Annotated in this window: 14 protein-coding genes; 12 read left to right on the forward strand and 2 right to left on the reverse strand. The window is 38.6% G+C overall.

Going from position 1 to position 20,008, the window contains the following annotated elements; genetic code table 11:
* Nucleotides 1-413: 413 nt before the first annotated feature.
* The 10 genes from DB42_RS06715 (at nucleotide 414) to DB42_RS06755 (ending at nucleotide 12,309) form a co-directional block, all read left to right on the forward strand.
* Entirely contained in the window at nucleotides 414-1,361 is a 948-nt protein-coding gene (locus tag DB42_RS06715; protein WP_052436042.1) for a hypothetical protein, read from the forward strand.
* Nucleotides 1,362-1,371: 10 nt separating this feature from the next.
* Nucleotides 1,372-3,288 (forward strand): bifunctional serine/threonine-protein kinase/formylglycine-generating enzyme family protein, encoded by a 1,917-nt coding sequence (locus tag DB42_RS06720; RefSeq protein WP_044882287.1) that lies wholly within the window; start codon nucleotides 1,372-1,374, stop codon nucleotides 3,286-3,288.
* Nucleotides 3,289-3,297: 9 nt separating this feature from the next.
* On the forward strand, nucleotides 3,298-3,498 hold the full coding sequence (locus DB42_RS11695) for a hypothetical protein (RefSeq protein ID WP_255359359.1): 201 nt from the start codon (nucleotides 3,298-3,300) through the stop codon (nucleotides 3,496-3,498).
* Nucleotides 3,456-3,791, forward strand: coding sequence for a hypothetical protein (locus DB42_RS06725; protein WP_052436043.1), 336 nt, complete (start codon nucleotides 3,456-3,458; stop codon nucleotides 3,789-3,791). Before DB42_RS11695 ends, DB42_RS06725 begins: the two co-directional genes overlap by 43 nt.
* Nucleotides 3,792-3,940: 149 nt before the next feature.
* Entirely contained in the window at nucleotides 3,941-4,879 is a 939-nt protein-coding gene (ispH, locus tag DB42_RS06730; RefSeq protein WP_044882288.1) for a 4-hydroxy-3-methylbut-2-enyl diphosphate reductase, read from the forward strand.
* Nucleotides 4,880-5,111: 232 nt separating this feature from the next.
* A complete protein-coding gene (locus DB42_RS06735; protein WP_044882289.1) occupies nucleotides 5,112-5,450 on the forward strand; it encodes a DUF721 domain-containing protein in 339 nt (112 codons plus the stop codon).
* Between the two features lie 21 nt (nucleotides 5,451-5,471).
* Entirely contained in the window at nucleotides 5,472-7,976 is a 2,505-nt protein-coding gene (gene gyrB, locus DB42_RS06740; protein ID WP_044882290.1) for a DNA topoisomerase (ATP-hydrolyzing) subunit B, read from the forward strand.
* 29 nt (nucleotides 7,977-8,005) lie between these two features.
* Complete coding sequence (gene gyrA, locus DB42_RS06745) at nucleotides 8,006-10,564, forward strand: DNA topoisomerase (ATP-hydrolyzing) subunit A (protein WP_044882291.1); 2,559 nt, start codon at nucleotides 8,006-8,008, stop codon at nucleotides 10,562-10,564.
* A gap of 17 nt (nucleotides 10,565-10,581) precedes the next feature.
* On the forward strand, nucleotides 10,582-11,226 hold the full coding sequence (tmk, locus tag DB42_RS06750; RefSeq protein ID WP_044882292.1) for a dTMP kinase: 645 nt from the start codon (nucleotides 10,582-10,584) through the stop codon (nucleotides 11,224-11,226).
* Between the two features lie 78 nt (nucleotides 11,227-11,304).
* Nucleotides 11,305-12,309: a DNA polymerase III subunit delta' gene (locus DB42_RS06755; RefSeq protein ID WP_080502770.1), complete on the forward strand. Its 1,005-nt coding sequence runs from the start codon at nucleotides 11,305-11,307 to the stop codon at nucleotides 12,307-12,309.
* Nucleotides 12,310-12,571: 262 nt separating this feature from the next.
* On the opposite strand, the gene DB42_RS06760 is transcribed toward DB42_RS06755, so the two are convergent.
* Nucleotides 12,572-15,928 carry an NACHT domain-containing NTPase gene (locus DB42_RS06760; RefSeq protein ID WP_044882294.1) on the reverse strand — a complete coding sequence of 1,119 codons (3,357 nt, stop codon included), beginning with the start codon at nucleotides 15,926-15,928 and terminating at the stop codon, nucleotides 12,572-12,574.
* Between the two features lie 968 nt (nucleotides 15,929-16,896).
* On the opposite strand from DB42_RS06760, the gene DB42_RS10520 reads away from it, so the two are divergent.
* On the forward strand, nucleotides 16,897-19,299 hold the full coding sequence (locus DB42_RS10520) for a pentapeptide repeat-containing protein (protein ID WP_052436044.1): 2,403 nt from the start codon (nucleotides 16,897-16,899) through the stop codon (nucleotides 19,297-19,299).
* A 131-nt stretch (nucleotides 19,300-19,430) separates the two neighbouring features.
* A complete protein-coding gene (locus tag DB42_RS06770) occupies nucleotides 19,431-19,712 on the forward strand; it encodes a hypothetical protein (RefSeq protein ID WP_155117456.1) in 282 nt (93 codons plus the stop codon).
* Here DB42_RS06770 and DB42_RS06775 read toward each other — a convergent pair.
* Nucleotides 19,690-19,884, reverse strand: coding sequence for a hypothetical protein (locus DB42_RS06775; protein WP_044882296.1), 195 nt, complete (start codon nucleotides 19,882-19,884; stop codon nucleotides 19,690-19,692). The two genes, DB42_RS06770 and DB42_RS06775, sit on opposite strands and share 23 nt — an antisense overlap.
* Nucleotides 19,885-20,008: the final 124 nt, after the last annotated feature.

The raw sequence follows: 20,008 nt of genomic DNA on the forward strand, positions 1-20,008 counted from the left end.
TCTCTCTAATCATGCAATTTAAATTCCCCTAGACGAGCCCTTGTCAGGAGAAGGGAAATGATAAAGTTAAATCCGATATTTATTGGGTGTAAGATTACCCTTGATTTTGTCTCTTAGGCCGTGTATTTTTTATCATGATACCAGACATTCGAAGTAAAAAGAATAGACTACTCTACCCTTGGTGCTCATTCTCATGTTTTTTAATGACCTTATAACGGGCAACTTTTAAGCAGATAGATCATAAAACTTCCAGCTTTTACGGCAGCCAATGAGCCTTAACTGTTAGAGATAGCTGATTGAGTCGATAAGGTTTTAATCCTACTAGACTTTAAAGCTTATAATTTTTTTAAGAAGATGTCTAAAAATCTAAGTAATTGGTGAAATAATTTTCCTTCAAAGATAGGGGATATTTAATGTTTTTTTTAGCCCTACGCTTCTACTACAGAGATAAGTGGATGAAAGAAAGATTATTGAAAACTTTATTATCTCTTCTTCTGGCATGGAGAGCCGAAATTGCAGCTGTGCCAGAAAAGAAATTAGAGGCTTCAAACTGTGAAAGCTCCTTGCCAGTTGAAGCACAACCCTCCCAGGTTTCCCCTAAAGATAGAGGGTTAACACAAAAAAATTGGGCGATTGCTTATTATAAAGATCAGGAGCAAGAAAAATCTTTTAAAGCTTTCCTTGAATCTTTAAAAGAGGTTCCAGCTGTAGAGGCTGTTAACATCTCCCCAGACGAAAAGCTCATTTATGACCAAGCTTTAAAGATTTATTTAGAAGATGCTGGCTATGATCCTGACAAGACAGCCACAAAAATAATATCACAATTTGAACCTTTTTTTATAAAGAATCCTAATTTTTATCATCTAAGCTACTTATTAGCAATGAGTAAAGCAAATTTGGGTTTATACGAACAATTTTTTGAGCTGTTTTACAATGCCTATCTTCACGATCCCCAACATTTTCTCGCTTATAAAGCTAAAGCTGCCCTCTACATTAAACTTTTCGAAAGAGCTAAAACAGAAGAAGAGCGGCAGGCTGCACGTTTACAAATATTAAGCCATGCTAGGAAAGCAGTAGCTATAGAGCCTTACGATACAAGTCTCTATCGGATGATCTTAGGATTTACCCAGAAAGATGCCAAGGTGCAGGCTTTATCGACTTACCTTAACAGCATTATCGAACAAAATATAGTATTATCGCGTATAGACATTCCTTATTATGTTGAGATAGCTCTTGCTTTTCATCAATATGATTTAGCCCAAAGATTGTTAGATAAAGCTAAGCAATGGTATGCTTTTAGTCGTGTAATTAATTTGGCCCAAAAGCTTTTAGATGAAAAGCGTGGTCATTTTCAAAAATAATTAGGAAAGTATGGAACTTAGAACAAAAGAAGCGAAAATATTAGGGGATTATACTGTTATCAAACAGATAGGCCAAGGATCGCTAGGGAATGTTTATTTAGCCGAGCATCGCTTTATGAAAAAGCATTATATCCTAAAAGTTCTTCCGGAAGAGCTGAGTGCCGATAGAGCTTTTATTCAGCGTTTTGAAGAAGATGTAGCTAATTTATCCGCTCTAGATCATCCGCATATAGTTAAAATTCATAATGTTTCCTACTCGCATGGACAATACTTTTTAGTTACCGATTGCGTAGTAGATGAATTGGGCGAAACAACCAATTTAATGCAATATATGGTGGGCCGGGGCAAACGACTAGAGGAAGAAGAATTATTTCGTCTGCTCAGACAGATTGCTGAAGCATTGGATTATGCGCATGGAAAAAAACTTGTGCATCGCGGTCTTAAGCTTAATAATATTTTGGTAAGTAATAGACTAGGGGCACAAATTGACCTTTATCTTTCGGATTTCGGCCTTTCGCGTATTGTCGGTGTAGGTTCTGTCTTAACACGCATATATAAGAATGTAGCCGAATCTTTAGGTATCGGATCTGCCGTAAATCCTATTAAAGCAGGTCAGGAACGGTACGTAAGCTCGGTGGAAAATTCAAAGTTAATTCCCTTGCACGCTTCTTTCTTACAGACTTACTTTTTTTTAGCTCCTGAGCAAAAACGCTTGGATACATCCAAAATAGTAGATGTGCAAGTGGATTGTTATGCTTTTGGAGTGCTGGCGTATTATTTATTGATGAATGAGTTTCCAGAAGGCATTTTTGAAATGCCTTCCGAGCGTTCGGACTTGCGGTGGAACTGGGATAAATTAATATCAAGCTGTCTACAAAACGATCCTGTTAAGCGTCCAGAATTGCTTGTGTACGAACTTGATAAAATACAAGCTTCTCCTGCTAAAGCTCTTTCTGTTGAGGGTTTAGCAGAGGAGGGTTTAGCAGAGGTTTATATACTTGATCAACCTGCATTAAAAGAGGCAGAAAGGGCTACCCAAAAAGTAATTAAGCATGACGAAAAGCAAGCGGCTACATTAAGGCCTATCCTTCGTACCGCCCAATTAGAAAGGCCTCAAACAGATCCGGATCCTGCTGCTGTCTTTCAGATTGATACCAGCGTAAAATCTTACCGCCCCGAATATAAAGAAGTAAAAAATATTCAACCTCTTTTAACGGATATGGTCATTGTATCAGGAGGGAGTTTTTATCGCGGTAGTAATGATGGAAACCGCGATGAGGTACCTCGCCATCAAGTAATTTTAGCTGGTTTTGCTATCGATATCCATCCGGTAACTAACGAGCAGTTTGTCCGCTTTTTAGAGGTCATGGGTGGAGAAAAAGATAGCAATCATCAAGATATTATCCGTATGCGGGATTCAAGAATCAAACGTAGTGGCGGTAAATTAAGTATTGAATCGGGATATGCTAAACATCCAGTCGTAGGGGTAACCTGGTATGGGGCTGTAGCTTATGCCAAGTGGATAGGAAAACGCCTTCCTACAGAAGCAGAATGGGAAATTGCAGCACGAGGGGGACAAGAAAATTCTCTTTATCCTACAGGTGAAGAGATTGAAAAATCTCAAGCTAACTTTTTCAGTTCGGATACTACTGCGGTGATGAGTTATATTCCTAATGGGTATGGCCTCTATGACATGGTAGGAAACGTCTATGAATGGTGCCAAGATTGGTACGGTTATAATTACTATGAGATATCCATTCAAGAGCCGGAAAATCCTAAAGGGCCTTTACAAGGTGTTTACCGGGTCTTAAGGGGAGGCTGTTGGAAAAGTCTAAAAGAAGACTTACGGTGCTCAAGGCGGCATCGGAACAATCCAGGTACCGTGAATGGAACCTATGGCTTCCGTTGTGCTGCCGATGTTCAATGAAGGATATCTGTGATTACTATATTATTTGTGTGCCTAGGTGATATTTGTCGCTCGCCAGCTGCTGAAGGAATCTTACGTCACCTCATTAATCAAGAGGTTGCTTTAAAAAATGTAAAAGTGCAAAGCCGTGGATTAGGCTCATGGCATGTAGGGCAACTTCCTGATGCATGTATGAGGCAGGCCGCTTCCCAAGCGCGGCCATTTATCTAACTTCTCCTGCACAAGCCTTTCATCCAAAGTTTTTAGAAGCTTTTGATTACATTTTTGCTGCAGATCAGGACATTCTGCATCATTTATACTTGCACGCTAAAACAGTAAAGCAAAAGGCAAAGATTCATTTATTGACCGCATTTAGTCAAATTTATCATCATCAAACCATTCCTGATCCTTTTTATAAGGGAGAGACAGCGTTTGATGAGGAGTTGGATATGATCGAAGAGGCTTGTAAAGGATTTATCGAACATTTAAAAACTCGAAATAAACATGCAAAAGCATCCGCCTAATGTTTAATCAACCTCTTTTTTTAAGTTTTTTTTAGGTAGATGTACGCCTTAGATTGAATGGATTGACTAGGGAAATAGCCTTTACTCAATATCAAATTTGTGATAAAATAAACTCCTTTCCAATGCTAGCCTTATAGGAATAAAAGTTTATGAAATTACTGTTATCTAAGCCTCGGGGATTTTGCGCAGGCGTGGAACGGGCTATTGAGACAGTAGAAAAAGCTCTTTCTTTATGGGGTCGCCCTATTTATGTGAAGCACGAAATAGTTCATAATAAACATGTGGTAGAAAGTTTGAAAGCTAAAGGCGCCATCTTCATAGAAGAGGTAGATGAGGTTCCTATGGGTGCGCGCCTCATTTATTCAGCGCATGGCGTATCACCAGCTGTACGCGCCGCGGCCCAAAAACGCAATTTAATTGAAATTGATGCCACCTGTGGTTTAGTCACTAGAGTTCATTCAGCTGTTAAGCGCTTTGCTAATTTAGGATATCAGATCATATTAATTGGTCATCGCCATCATGTAGAGATTATTGGAACCGCTGGAGAAGCTCCTGATGTAACAACTATTGTGGAATCGGTGGAAGATGTAGAAAATCTTACTTTTCAAAGTAGTGATAAGCTTTTTTACATTACCCAAACCACTTTAAGCTTGGATGATGTGGGAGAAATTACACAAGCTTTGATAGCCAAATATTCTCATATTGTTACTTTGCCTAGTTCTTCTATTTGTTATGCTACTACAAATAGACAGCTTGCATTGCGTGAGATTACCGATGCTACTGATTTAGTTTTAGTAGTCGGTGATCCACAAAGCTCTAACTCTAACCGTTTACGTGAGTTAGCAGCTAATAAAGGAATTGCTTCTTATTTAATCAACGATGATAGCGAAATTGATCCCCAGTGGATAAAAGATGTAAAAATTATAGGCCTTACAGCAGGTGCCTCTACCCCTGAGGGAATCGTGCAAGATTGTATTAAGAAACTTATTACTTTAGGGGTTAAAGAGGTTGAAGATGTAGTATTTACTACCGAAGATGTTGTTTTTCAACTTCCAAAGCCTATCGTTAATGCGCGTTTTGGAGCTTAATATGCATGCTAATGGATAGATAGCTAAAAGCTAGTTTGCAAAAATGCTCATATTTATTCTAACTTTTAACCTCCTAAATCTTTTTTATTAATTCTGATCATTTAGGGAAGGTAAATGAATAATTTACTTTAGCATTACCTGTAGGCTAGGTAGAGAAAAACAAAGCATAAAAACCCTTGATAAGACGAGACCTTTTATGTTAAAAAACTTACTTTTTTAAAGGAATTAAACGGTGCAAAAAGCAATTCGAAGAACTCCTAAGAATTATGATGGCACTGCAATTACCACACACAAAATTTCGGATGTGCTTTCTCAGCTCGTTTTTCAAATTCGCGAGAATTATCGCCATCGTCCAGATCTTGTGTTAGCAGCATGGCCTGAAGTCATTGGAGCTAAGCTAGCATCTATGACACAAGCCATGTCTTTTATTGATGGCATTCTGCATGTTAAAGTAAAAAATTCTACTTTACACAGTCTTTTAAGCCAAAATGATAAAAATCGAATTATAGCTAGTTTAAAAACCAAGTTCCCTCATATTCATCTCAAGAACATCGTTTTTCGGATTGGATGATAAATATTATAGGATGTATGCATGACTAACGATACGTTAAGTTCAGAAGGTGCTAAGCAAGTAACTAAAGAGTACGATGCTAGTTCTATCACAGTCTTAGAAGGGTTGCAAGCTGTTAGAGAGCGCCCTGGTATGTACGTAGGCGACACCTCTTCTAATGGCTTGCATCAGCTGGTGTATGAAGCCGTAGATAACTGTATTGATGAAGCTATGGCAGGCTATTGCACCGCCATTTGCGTGACCCTTCATAAAGATGGCTCTGCGACTATTGAAGATAATGGCCGGGGTATTCCTGTAGAAAAGCATGAAAAAGAATCGATCAAGCAGGGTCGTGATGTTTCAGCTATAGAAGTGGTGATGACTATTTTACATGCTGGCGGTAAATTTGATAAAAACACTTACAAAGTCTCGGGTGGCTTACATGGAGTAGGCGTTTCTTGTGTCTGTGCCCTTTCTAAAAAGATGGTTGTCCAGGTTTATAAAAATAACCAAACTCATGAAATTGAATTTTCTCAAGGGCATGTGGTAAGACCTATAGAACAAATAGGTGAGACAACGAAGCGGGGAACTAAAATAACATTTTGGCCGGATGATACTATTTTATCAGTCGTAGAATTCGACTATGATATTCTAGCCAAACGTTTAAGAGAGCTAGCGTTTCTCAATAAAGGGATCAATATTTATTTTCATGATGAAAGAAATGAAGATAAAGATGATGTGCATTTCTGTTATAGTGGAGGTCTTTCTTCCTTTGTATCTTATCTAAATGAAAACAAAAATGTCCTTTTTCCTGAGCCCTTATATTTTTCTGGATCTAGGCCCGGTGATGATGCTCCCATTGAATTTGAAGTAGCGATGCAATGGAACGATACTTATACCGAGTCTATCTTTTCTTATGTCAATAATATTGCTACACGACATGGAGGAACTCATCTTACTGGCTATTCAACGGCTCTTACAAGGGTATTAAATAGCTATATTAAAAGCCATAATCTCCTAAAATCAGATAAAATATCGATTAGCGGTGAAGATATGCGAGAAGGCTTAACAGCTGTTATTTCTGTTAAAGTTGCCAATCCCCAATTTGAAGGCCAGACAAAGCAGCGTCTAGGTAATAGCGACGTAGGCTCCGTCGTCCAACAAATTGTTGGTGAAGAGTTAGCTATCTACCTTGACGAGCATCCCGCAATCGCCAAAACTATTTCGGATAAAGCTATTCTTGCTGCGCAAGCTCGGGAAGCTGCTCGTAAAGCACGTGAATTGACTTTGCGTAAATCTGCTTTAGACAGTGGACGCTTACCTGGAAAGCTTACCGACTGTCAAGAAAAAGATCCTAAGCTATGCGAAATTTATATTGTGGAAGGTGATTCAGCAGGAGGTTCAGCTAAAAATGGTAGGGACAGACGTTTCCAGGCTATCTTGCCTATTCGCGGAAAGATTCTTAATGTAGAAAAAGCTCGTTTGGAAAAAGTTCTTCAGAATACTGAAGTAGGAACAATTATTTCTGCTTTAGGATGTGGCATTGGCCTTGATGGTTTTCACTTGGAAAAACTGCGTTATCATAAAATTATTATCATGACGGATGCTGATGTGGATGGCTCGCATATCCGTACTTTACTTCTCACCTTCTTTTATCGTCACATGCCTGCTTTAGTAGAGAATAACTTTATTTACATTGCTCAACCTCCTCTATATAGGGTTTCTAGGAAAAAGACTAGCCGCTATATTCACTCCGAAAAAGAGATGGATGAATACTTGTTAGAATTGGGGATTAGCGACGTGAAAATGAAGCTTCCCAAAGATCAAGAGCCTATGTCTATTCTCCAGATGAAAGATTTACTTCAGCTAATGGTAGAGTTAGAATCCTTTGTTTTACGCATGGAGCGTAAAGGAATCACTTTCCGAGAATTTCTGCATGCAAAAAATCCTCAAGGGATGCTGCCTCGTTTTCAGGTTACGCTGCCTGATGGTGTACACTTTGCTTATTCATTAGATGAATTTGAAGAGCTTAAAGAGCGTAACGAGCGCTTGCAAAAAGCTCAGCATGAACAAACCTTAGCCTCTATCCCTGAAGAAGAAATTACTCCGGAAATGAGAATTTTTAGACCTACTCGTCTAAATTTTATGGAATTATATGAAGAGGAGCACCTTGAACAGCTAAATAATAAGCTGGCAAACTTTGGGTATGACTTGACTTATTATCTTGTGGCTAGTGGAACGATTATGGAAATTAAGGAAGATAACCATACCCATAATTTTTATACCCTTCATGAAATTCTTGATTTCCTAAGGGTAAATGGCCGCAAAGGCATTGAAATCCAACGTTATAAAGGCTTAGGTGAAATGAATGCAGACCAGCTTTGGGAGACTACAATGGATCCAGTTAAAAGATCATTGCTGCGTGTGACCCTTCCTGATGTGATAGCTGCTGATCATATGTTTACCATGCTGATGGGTGAAGAAGTGCCTCCACGGCGAGCTTTCATTGAACAGCATGCACTTTCTGTAAAAAACTTAGATATATAAGCTAACAAATCGTCAACTTTAAGGTAAATATGTCGTATACGAAAAATGAGGTGATTATCCCTCGTAATGTCGAAGATGAAATGAAAGACAGCTATTTGCGTTATTCGATGTCTGTGATTATTTCACGCGCATTACCAGATGTTCGCGATGGATTAAAGCCTTCTCAGCGCCGTATTCTTTATGCGATGCGGCAGCTAAACTTGTCGCCGGGAGCCAAACATCGTAAATGCGCAAAAATATCCGGGGATACTTCAGGGGACTATCATCCTCATGGTGAAATGGTCATCTACCCCACTTTAGTGCGTATGGCGCAAGGCTGGGTGATGCGCTACACTTTAATTGATGGCCAAGGGAACTTTGGTTCGATTGATGGCGATCCTCCTGCTGCCATGCGTTATACAGAAGCACGGCTCACTCATGCTTCTATGCAATTAATGGAAGATTTGGATAAAGATACGGTAGATCATGTTCCTAACTATGATGAGACCAAGAAAGAACCGGTCGTTTTTCCTGCTAAATTTCCTAACTTGCTCTGTAATGGTTCTTCAGGAATTGCCGTGGGTATGGCCACTAACATACCCCCCCATAATCTTAGCGAGTTAATTACAGCAACTTTACTCGTGCTAGACCAACCGATGACTTCTATCGAAGAAATCATGCAAATAATGCCCGGGCCCGATTTTCCTACAGGGGGAATTATTTGTGGATATCGGGGAGTGAAAGAAGCTTTTCATACAGGCCATGGTAAAATCATTTTACGGGGTGTCATCCGTGTAGAAGAAATGGAAGATAACCCGGACCGCCAGCGCTTAGTCATCGATGAAATTCCTTATAATCTTAATAAATCCCGTTTGATTGAACAGATTGCAGACCTGATCAATAGTAAGACTTTAGCAGGAGTATCTGATTTACGTGATGAATCCGATAAAGATGGAATGCGGATTGTGCTAGAGCTGAAACGAAATGAAGTTCCTGATGTGACTATCAATCAGCTTTATAAATTCAGCGATATGGAAACTACTTTTGGATGCCACATGTTGGCCTTGGATAAAGGTCTACCGCGCATTATGAATGTAAAAAATATCATTAGCGCCTGGATTGAGCATCGCATAGAAGTTATCCGCCGTCGTACCCGATTTGAATTGGCTAAGGCTGAAGCACGCGCTCATATCTTGGAAGGTTATTTAAAAGCTATTGATCATTTGGATGAAGTGGTTAGATTGATCCGTGCTAGCAATAACCGCGAAGAGGCTAAACAATCTTTAATTGAGAGATTTGCCTTTTCCGATAAGCAAGCGATCGCAATTTTGGATTTACGTTTATATCAACTGACGGCTTTAGAGCATGACAAAATTAATGAAGAGTATCAGGGTTTACTAGAGAAAATAAACTATTTTAAAGCTGTGCTTGCAAGCGAACTCATGGTCCGTCAAATTATTAAAGATGAACTGAACGAAATTCAAGAAAAGCATAAGTCTCCCCGTAAAACTCAGATCATCGCAGCCGAAAGCGAGATGAACATGGAAGATCTGATTGCTAATGAGCCTGTGATCATCACTATTTCGGAAGATGACTACATCAAACGTATGCCTATGGATACTTTCCGTGAACAAAGGAGAGGGGGCCAAGGGGTTGCAGGTATGCAGATGAAGCGGGAGGACGATACCATTAAAGGCTTGTATGTTGCCACCATGCACGACTACCTATTGATTTTTACAAATCTAGGGCGTTGCTATTGGATAAAAGTTTGGCAGATACCAGAATCGAGTCGTAAATCTAAAGGTAAACCGCTCGTTAACTTGCTAGAAGATATTCAACCTAATGAAAAGATTGCCACCATCATGCGTGTTTCTTCTTTTGATGAGCAAGCCTGCATATTGATGGCTACACGTAAAGGCGTGGTTAAAAAATCTGAGCTTAGCCACTTCAGCAATCCACGTCGTAAAGGTATATGGGCGTTAGATGTGGATGAAGGTGACGAGGTGGTAGCAGCACGCTTAGTAAAAGAAGAGTATCAAGTGATGATATTTACCCATAGGGGTATGGCAGTTCGCTTTGCTGAGGATAAGGTTAGGCCCATGGGTCGCATGGCTCGAGGGGTAAAAGGAGTTAGCCTAAGAGAAGAGAATGATTATGTCGTCAGCTGTGAAGTAGTAAAGGGGGATGAAACCATTCTGGTCGTTTGTGAGAATGGCTTTGGCAAGCGCTCCCTCGTAGAAGACTTTAGGCAAACTAATCGTGGCGGCGTGGGAGTACGTTCAATTGTGACTAGCGAGCGGAACGGAAATGTAGTAGGCGCTCTTTGCGTAGCGGATACGGATGGGATGGTCATGATGACAGCAAGTGGGCAAGCTATCCGTATTAGTATGCGTGAATTACGCGTGCTTGGACGTAATACGCAAGGAGTTAGACTAGCCAACTTACGTGATAATGATTATCTTGTTGCTATTCAGAAAGTGAAAAGTGCAGAAGAAAGTATAGAAGATGCTAGCGTAGGGGCAGCCATAGAAGAAGAAAGTCTTGATGGGGTAGCAACAGGAACAGAAATTGATTTAGAAGGCCCTACTCATATTGATACAGAAACTTAGGAAGAAAATAATAGCCTATGACATTATTCATCACAATAGAAGGCGGCGAAGGAGCCGGTAAAACAACTCTTATAGAGAAGTTAGCTGCCGTTTTAACCTCATTTGGGTACGCTGTAGTGAAAACTCGGGAGCCGGGTGGTTCTCGATTAAGCACTCATATTAGAGAATGGCTTCTTAATAGAAATGCTGATCTGCCGATTGGTTATAAAGCTGAATTGCTGCTGTTTTTAGCAGCGCGTGCCCAACACTTAGAAGAATTAATTAGGCCTGCTCTTGAAAAAGGAAAAGTGGTGCTGTGCGATCGTTTTAATGATTCTACAATTGTTTATCAAGGCATAGGCCGTGGCTTAGGAATGGACTATGTTAAGCAAATCTGTGAGTGTGTGAGTGAAAATTTAAATCCAGACCTTACTTTATTTTTAGATGTCGATCCGCAAATTGGTCTTATGCGCACGCGAAAAGCCTCCAAAGAAAATGCAGGACGAGGGGAAGTAGACCGCATTGAAGCGGAGCGTTTAGATTTCCATAAGCGTGTGCGTCAAGGATTTTTAAGTTTAGCAAGGCAATCTCCTGAGCGCATTCGGGTCATTGACGCTAATCAAGCCGAAGATGCTGTCTTTCGCCAGGCTAAGCAGTGGCTGGAAGAAAAAGTCATCCATTGAAAAACTATAAATTAAATTGATAAATAATAGTTTAATTATCTTCCTTCTTAATACGAGGGTTGTAAGGTAACCTGGGTTATGACGAGCAATATGAGAGAAGTTTTTGACCACATCCTAGGCAATGAGCAGGTGAAAGATTATCTAGTGAATATGGTTCAAAAGCAAGCTATTGGGCATTCTTTATTGTTTGCAGGACCTGAAGGAGCTTGCAAGGATCAATTTGCCTTTTCCTTAGCAAAATTGCTAATGGGAGAAAATTCTTATTCAAAAATTGATAGAAATGTCCACCCGGACGTTCATATCTACCGTCCTGAAGGTAAAATAGGGATGCATAGTATTGCTTCTATGCGTCAATTTTGTGAGGAGGTCTACTTGCCTCCTTATGAAAGCCCTTGGAAAATTTTTATACTTTATGATGCCGAAAGGATGTTAAATTATAGTGCCAATGCATTACTTAAAACCTTTGAGGAACCAGCTTTAAATAGCCTTATTATCTTACTTTCTAGTCATGCGCATGCTCTTCTACCTACTATTTTGTCGCGATGCCGTACGATTCGTTTTCAATCTCCCAATAAAAATGCTGCTCCACGGATAAAAGATCCTAGCCGTAACCAAATTTTGTCATTATTGGCTGAAGGCAAAATGACTACCTATACCAAACTTTCCTCTTATGCTTCTCAAATTGCCCATCAAATTGAAGAAATTCAAAAAGCAGAAGAAAAAGCTGGGACAACTGAAATTCAAAAGATACAGGCCGATCAAATGAACGCCTATCAGAAGAATTTAGTTGAGAAAGAGACAGAAGGTGCAATAGCTATGCAGGTAAATCAGCAGGCTACAGCATTATTAAAAAACATTTTATCTTGGTATCGAGATTTACATTTGCTAGATGTGGGAGGACGCTTAGAATTACTGGAAAACCCTGACTTTCATAAACACCTCATACAAGCTTATCAACGCGGCGAAATTCTACCATTAGAGTTTGTTGAGGAAAAAATTAAGAACGTTCAAAAAAGCCTGGAAAGATCAACTTCTTTAAGCTATTGCTTAGAAAGGCTCTTTCTAGAGCTTCAGCTGCTTTAAATATAGCTCGTGTTTGATAGATGCAAAAGATTTGTTGCTTTCCCTCGAAAGAAATTCTCCCTTTCAAGTTGGATTGAAAAATTCCGAAAGAGTTTTAAGATAAAAAAGAGCTCCTTTCGTTAGTTCCTGTAGAGAAAACAGAATTTCTAACTGAAATGAAGCTCTTTAAAGATCTTATTTAAAAGTCGGGTATATTAGCTGGCGTAAGCTTAAAGAGGGGGATATGCTCCTCTCTTGTTTCCTTGTGCTTCAGCTGCCATGACTAAAAAAGCTCCTTAAATTTATATTCCCTAACAATTCTTTTAATGAACTCTTCTAATTCTGCCGGCCGCTTTCCTCCTAAATAATCCAGATATTCTTGGTAATCCTTATGAATAAAAGACCATCCCTCATTTCTTTGAATTAGACATTCTTTATAAAATCTTTCCTTGCTATTAACTGGTTCAAAAAAATCTCTAAAACTATTTTGAATATCGTTTCTTTCCTGTTCATTAATACCAACATAATTTTCAGGTGGCCAAGGAATAAAAGTCCTGTTACGACTTCCCATTTTCAAGGCTAGTTGAATAGAATAGTTCAAATACTCTTGAGGGGATATATAATGCCCTCCCGCTGTTTTGACACTTGATCGATAAGCTGTTACACAAGCAAAAACATCGAATAATTCCTTCAAAATAACAAATTTTTTTTGTCCATGAAATATTTTTTCCAATTCTAGGCCGGGGTGTTCACTTAAGTATCTTTTTACAATAATAGGAAGAACTTCGACCGTAATTTTTAGATGAAAAGGATTGGTAATAACTTTTCCTAAAGAAGAGTTTTTTATTTCTTGAAAGTTATTCAAATATTCTTGTTCGGTCCAAAGAAGGGTTTTATCTTTTTGGCGCTCTGCCACAAATCTTTTTAGATAGGCTACAATTTGGGCTTCGTCAAAGGGAGTAAGACGGAGCCTTTGCAAGTCTTCACCTTGGGGTTTAAAGCATCTTTTCTTTGCTGTTCCTGTTTTACTGACAAAGATAACCTTGGAAATTTCTTTGTCTTTAAATCCATTCGTCACATAAATATTAATTTTTTTAGGGTCTTCAAATCGACGAGAAAATCTGTCAAAGTTAATTTCATCATAAGCATCGCAAATCAATAAAATTTTGCGCTCCCTTAATTGATTGGCTTGACCTCGATCCACTCCATAAAAATCCAGAGTATGTTCCAGAGCTTTATGAATAGGATCCTTTAACTTGGGGAGGTAGGTATAAAGAGGAAAATAACTTTCATGAGAATAGTTCTTTAAAAGCTGATCCGCTAGCATTTTCATAGCAAGTGTTTTCCCTGCCCCACCCTCCCCTTCAAGATGAAGAGCATAAGTACTCTCACTTTTAAAAAACCCTTTTAATTCCTCTGCCAGGGGTAGCGGGTTAGAAAATTGCCGTTCGGGATCGCTAGCTTTAGAAGAAATATAATAGGCTCTTTCTTTCTTAAGTTGGTCATCTTTTCTTAATTTTTCTGCAATGCGTTGCATAGTTTCAAAAAGAGGAACTTTTTTAATAGCTTCAGTGAAAAGAGCGGTTAGTGGAGCAGACTCAAAAGAAGTGATTTGACTTTTATCCATTGACAAAGCGTTTACAACTCCCTTAGCAAGCTCTCTAATCTCTTGCTGCGGATGAGTAGTGCAAGTTAATAAATAACGTTTAGTAATTTCTTGAAGTTGTGTTCTATTCCTCTCTTTCTTTAAGCTAAATGCCTCCTGGGGATTATAATTTTTCTGCGTGTCATTGGCTTGGTAAATTTGTTTAAAAAGCTGAACAGCTACTTTTTTTAACTCAAGGTCGTCTAAAGAAGCAGAAGGGGGAAAATGAAGTACTTCCCAAAGCAGATTTACAAACCCCATTAGGAAAAAGGGATGATGGAGCGTCTCTTTTTTTTGAATTTCAACATCTGTACTTAAGGCGTTAATGGCTTTGACAAAGATATGGGGATATTCAAAAAGCGTATAGCGCACTTTAAAGAGCACATTAAACCAATCCTCAGGAAACCACTTTTCTTTAACTTTTTTTACAATTCCAGGTCCCTGAAAGGCGAAAGCCTTTTGAAAATCCGCTGGAGCATCGAAAGCCGAGGCAATATGCCAAGGTTCAAATAGGTCAACCGCATCTGCTATCTTTGCTACCGCTCTTAGGAAGTAAAAGGTACGAGCGCCCACATCTTTAATAATGTCTCCAGTAGTTCGGTCATCCGATATTTTGAGAAAAGAGTTTTCCCCATACCTGGCAAGGTAAGCCACCTCTAAGTCTTCATCTTTTGTAAATTGGCTAATCGCCTCATAGGCCTTTATATATATTTCTTTGTCGACGCCTTCTACCTCCTTGATTAACATAGCTTCAATTAGTGCAATGATTACCCTGAGGTGTTGCTTGATTAAGGAATTTTCTTTAGGTCGAGCAGTCGGCTTGAGATTATCTGTTAAAATTCTCAGCATATTCACAAGGTGCTTAGACTCAAGCTTATTTAAAAATTCTGCTGACATAGAAGAAAACTGACTAGGTTGGCGAGGAGAGATTTCTAAATTATCCTGGTAGATAAATTTTTGAAAATGAACCAAAATGTCTGTCAATGCTTGTAAAATATTCTTATCTATGAGAGGGTTGTCCACAAAATGCGCGGTCAAACTTTGGAGGATGCGAAATTGATCGTCCTCCTCCAACTTATCAAATAGTTTGATAACTTCCTTAATCGCCTCTGCTGAAGGCTGCTGAAGCTGGGTAAAGCTATCCACCATCTTCTTAACAATCTCGTCAATTAAAGGATCTTTAGAGCCTTCGCCAGCCAGATAATTAGTCAGGTCTTGAGTATTGCGGATAGAAAACAAAGGCTCAGCTCGGGGAAGTATTTGAGAAGAAGAAATAGATAAAGACGAAGCGGCTTGCTGGAATTCCCCCGAGGCGGGAGCTACTTGTTGTGTAAACGGGGCTAAAGTAGTCAACCGTAAGCAGGGTCCTTTTGCTTCTTGAGCTAAGTTAACTTGATATTTAGAGTTAAAATTAGGTAAAACATTGTTACGGATATCTTTATATCGATAGTCCTTAAGAGGTCCTAAGTTGAGGCTAACTTGCACCGGATTTCCCTGTTCATCTTTAATATAAGCTGCGCTATTTTCCAGGTTGTCAGGGCATAGCTTTAAATAGTATTCTTTTCCCTGGTGGGTCGTGCCTTTAATTCCTATTTCTACCTTAACGGGATATTGTCGATCATAGCTTTCAGCTTCTAAATTTAACTGTTCAATGCTCTTTTCTTTAGATACTTTTATCGCAGGATGCTGTCGAATCATCAATTCGGAAATTTGCTTTAAAGTAAATTCTTTAGGAAAATTTATATACTTAACATTCCAATAGTGAGTATGGTGCTTTATCAAATTTGAATCTTTATGTTTAACGCTCGCTATTGCATCTTTTTTATCAGGATGTATGCTTACATCGTAGATATATTTTGGTTTATTCGAAATCTGACCAATTAGGCGAAAAATTACTTTAGCAATAGCTTCTCCTTTTGTTGGCGGTAGATGGGTAGTTATGGTGGTAAAAGTTGTAGACTGTGGGGTGAAAATTGTAGGACTTGTGCTTGTCATAGCTTCCTCCTCATGGTTTGAAAACTAAAATTGCATCCATCTTGATTGATGGCCTGCTATTTTGCTTTTTTGGATTTAAAGAACAACCTTTGCTCCTCCATTCTTTATAATTATTTTAAATTATGCAATATTTTTTTGCTTTAAACAGCTAAAGCTCTTTAAATTTAGCTATAATCTCGCATGAAAATTTATCTTCATATAAGTGACAGGCTTTTTAAGAGTGGTTTTATACCAGGCATGCTCCTATCTCTTGCCTGGTTCTATTAATTTTTTTTACTAGGGCTAGTCTTAACCCACTCTTAGCTATCTGTTGCCGGCTCTAAGAGAAAAACTCGTCCTACCTTAAAGTAAAAATCTTTATTAGAGTTTAGGTAGATTTGTTAATTAGCTGCCTACTTATTATTTAAGCCATACTTGCCTTAATCAGGTCTGCGGAGTAGTGGAAAGGGGATGGCTTACCCTCATGCTTGCAACTTTCTCTTATAGCTCCCCAACCCTCCACTTTTAAGGAAAGGATTTTACTACCTTCTCCCGCTGCCATCACTTCTTAAATCCTTGGAAAGTTTCAACTATCAGTTAGTTGTAACCATAGCATCGAATATGAAAACTTCTTTAGACATTAGCTAATTAAGGTTTTTTTTATAATGTTGAGATTAATTATTTTTTCGCTTTTTAGCCATTTGCTTTTATTGTAGGAGGGAGGCCTTATGGGTTTCTAGCTTTTTATACTGCTAAAAGCCCTCCAAAGAATGAAAGGAATTCAATGACGTCTGATAGCATAAATGGTTATGAATAAAAAAGTTCAGCAGATTTGCGTTTGACAAAATTTGTGAAAAGGTAAAATATATAATATAACTCTCACCAATCTGAATGAGGAGGAAGATAAAGACAAAAAAGTTTGTTAATTTTTTAAAATATTCTAGTAACCTGGCCTTTTAACTTGACGTTTTTTGTTAGGAGATAGTTATATGTGTATTTCAACAAATAAAGCTCATAACATTTATCCAGCCCTTAATCCTGAAGCACAAGGCTCTTATCATTTTATATTTCCCGCATTCAAAGAAATAGCGGAAAGCGAGTATCCATGCATTAAATTGGCGCCTTACGCAGAAATTAGCTCAAAAATATTCGCAAAATTGGGCGCACAAGATCAAGGCCAAGCTAAGCTGGTTTGTAAGGAATGGAAGCAGCTTATTCAAGAAAAAGATGACATGTTTATACAAAAAATTTCTAATAACGGCCAATTAATGAACTCCCTGAGAGTCCATCTTTTTGCAGCAGATTATTTACAACAAGCTTCCGGGTTATTAGAAATCCAGCATAAGCTTCTAAAGATTGTTAAGCTTTCTAAAGATTGCTCAAAGGTGAGCTTTGCCGCAGCCAATGCCATGATGATTTTAAAAAAAACAGGCTTCTCTTTTATAAATCAGAAACTTGAAAGAATCCAGATTCCGCACGCAAGGCTTTCGCATGCGATTTTTGATGGAGCCGACTTATCGAAGGCTAATTTAAGCTATGCAAGTCTGAGAGATTGCTCATTGGCAAAGGCCAGCTTATCGGAGGCTAATTTAAGCCATGCGGAGCTGAAGGATTGTTCACTGAGGAATGCCATTTTGGATGGCGCTAATCTTGAAGCTATCAAGTTTGGACATCGGCCTTATTTACAGCATCATCGTCCTGTGCTTGCGGCAGCTCTCTCTTCTGATGGAAGGCTCTTAGTGTCTAATGATGCGGAAAATCTTTATGTTTGGGATCTAATAACTTTTCATAAAATGTCAAGCCCAATACCTGAAGGTGAGGTAAGTAAACCAAAACCAAGGGCCTCTCTTGGCTCATCAGCTTCTCCCCCTATTCCACGCATCTTTTTGCTCTTCTCTCCAGATGGAAAATTTCTTTTTAGAGCTTATGGCCAAGGAAAAATCGAGATATGGGAGACTAAGTCTTTAAAAATAGTAGAGAGTGGGCAATTAAATTTGGAAAACGTTGACTCTTTTTCCTTATTTGCACTTACAAAAGACGGCTTAATCCTTACTGGAACACGATTAAAAAGTAGGAGTAAAAATATAGAGGCTGACCCAAAGGCAATTTGCCTTTGGAGAATAGACTCAAATAAGGAAAACTTTCCTCAGCTTAAGCGAGTAAAAGATATACTAATAAAAGATACTAAGATGGAAAGAGAGGTTCTAGTAGGGGAGGCGGGAAATGATATTATCTTTTCTCCTGAGGAATCTGTTGTGGCAGTTAAAATTTATCAGAGTAAATGCATAAAATTTTATTCACTTCAGACATTAGAACTGCTAAAAGACAGGACCATCTATTTAGGAGAGGAAATCGACAACATTAGCAATATTCAGTTTACTCCCAAGGGAGACCTGCTGCTCACCATGAAAGGAGAAGAAGTATATGCGTGGGATAGCAAGAATAAGAAAAGAATCCCACTTTTTTCTGAAAAAAGTGGGATAAGCAATTTGCAATTTTTGCCAAACAGTTCTCTTATAGCCTACTTCCTGGGTACAGACATGCTTTGCATGCGGGATAGCGTAGAGAATTATCAATTAAAGGTACGCGAGCAATTCTCTACTCAGAGGTCTCGTATGACAAACATAGCATTCCTTTTAGCTAATAAACGCCTGCTCAGAATTTCTAATGAAAAAATTTTTATCAGAACTTTAGAGAGCTTTTATAGCAAGAAAGAAACTCCTCTTAACGCACGCCTCCGCGCTTTACGTTTTTCTTCTGATGATGAGGCAATTTATCTTCTGAACTCGAATGGTAGGCTCTATGAATACGAATCTTCATCGGGTATGAGGCTTTCCTACAGGGCTATTTCATTCCCAGAACATGCTTTACCCATATCTAAGCAAGATCCAGATGTTTGTGCTCTTTCCGCGGATGCACAATATATCTTAGGAGTCCAGCGTCAGCAGGAAATGGCCTGTATTACTCTCTCTCAAGCTAAAAAGGGGACAGAACAGGCCACGTTTAAAATGTATGCCCTACTAGGATGTGCTTTATCGGAAGATAATTGTTACCTCGTGACTGCCCATCAAAATCAACTTGAAATATGGGATATCGCTTCCAAGGTACGAAAAGGTACTGTTCCTATCTCTTCTCTTAGGGGAAAAAAAATTGGCCTTGCCCTCTCCCCTAGTGTTTTTCCTATAGCCACTCTCATCACACTTGAACATGAGGTGCGTTTAGAACAAACCAAACTCTGGAAAATCGATTGGCGAACTTCCCAAGTACAGCTAGCTAAAAAATTTTCGTCTATTACTAATATACGCTTTTTAGATGATTCTAGGCTCATCTTTCAGAAAAGTTGCTACAAAATCTCTATCTGGGATAGCGATACAGACAAAAAAATAAAATAGATTTTAATAATCGCGTGCAGAGCTTTGATTTATCCCTAAATGGTTCTTTAATGCTTACTGCTGAAAAAATTATAAAATCGCCTCAGTCCTGTATTACCAGGCTTAGCTTATGGAATATAGAAAGAAAAGAAGTGGTTGCTCACAAGACTCTGTCTTTTTCTACACCAAAAGTTCGCATTTCACCTCATGGTGAGTTTGTGGTCTGTTGGCGCGATAATCTAGTGGGATTAAAAACTCTTTATACATGGAAAATTAATAAAACACACTTCCATTTTTTATGGAAAATCCCTAGATGTTTGGAGGTAAAAGGATTAAGCTTAAAGAATGTCCACAATCTGCAATTTAAAAATGAATTATTGCTATCCCAACTTTTTAAAGGGGCAGAGAACGCTATTTCGCCAATATGCCAATAACTCCATGAAGGGTAGGAAGGTTATCTTTTTGATATGGATACTTCTTTAAATCCTTCTTTGTAGCCTGAATGTTGAGTAATAAATAGATAAACTCAACATTCAGGTTAATAAAAGTTCTTTCGTCTTCAGAAACGTCAAGGGCGAGCTTTACTCTACAAGAATGAGCAGTCATATAACTTCTCCTTAAGCTGATATATCCTTATTCTAATAAAGAAAATATTTACAGCCCACATTCCTCACCTGAAATTTAAATTGCTGATTGCTAAGCTTTTATAAAAGTTAATCCTTAAACTTAA

The organism is Neochlamydia sp. EPS4 (assembly GCF_000813665.1).
Lineage (GTDB): Bacteria > Chlamydiota > Chlamydiia > Chlamydiales > Parachlamydiaceae > Neochlamydia.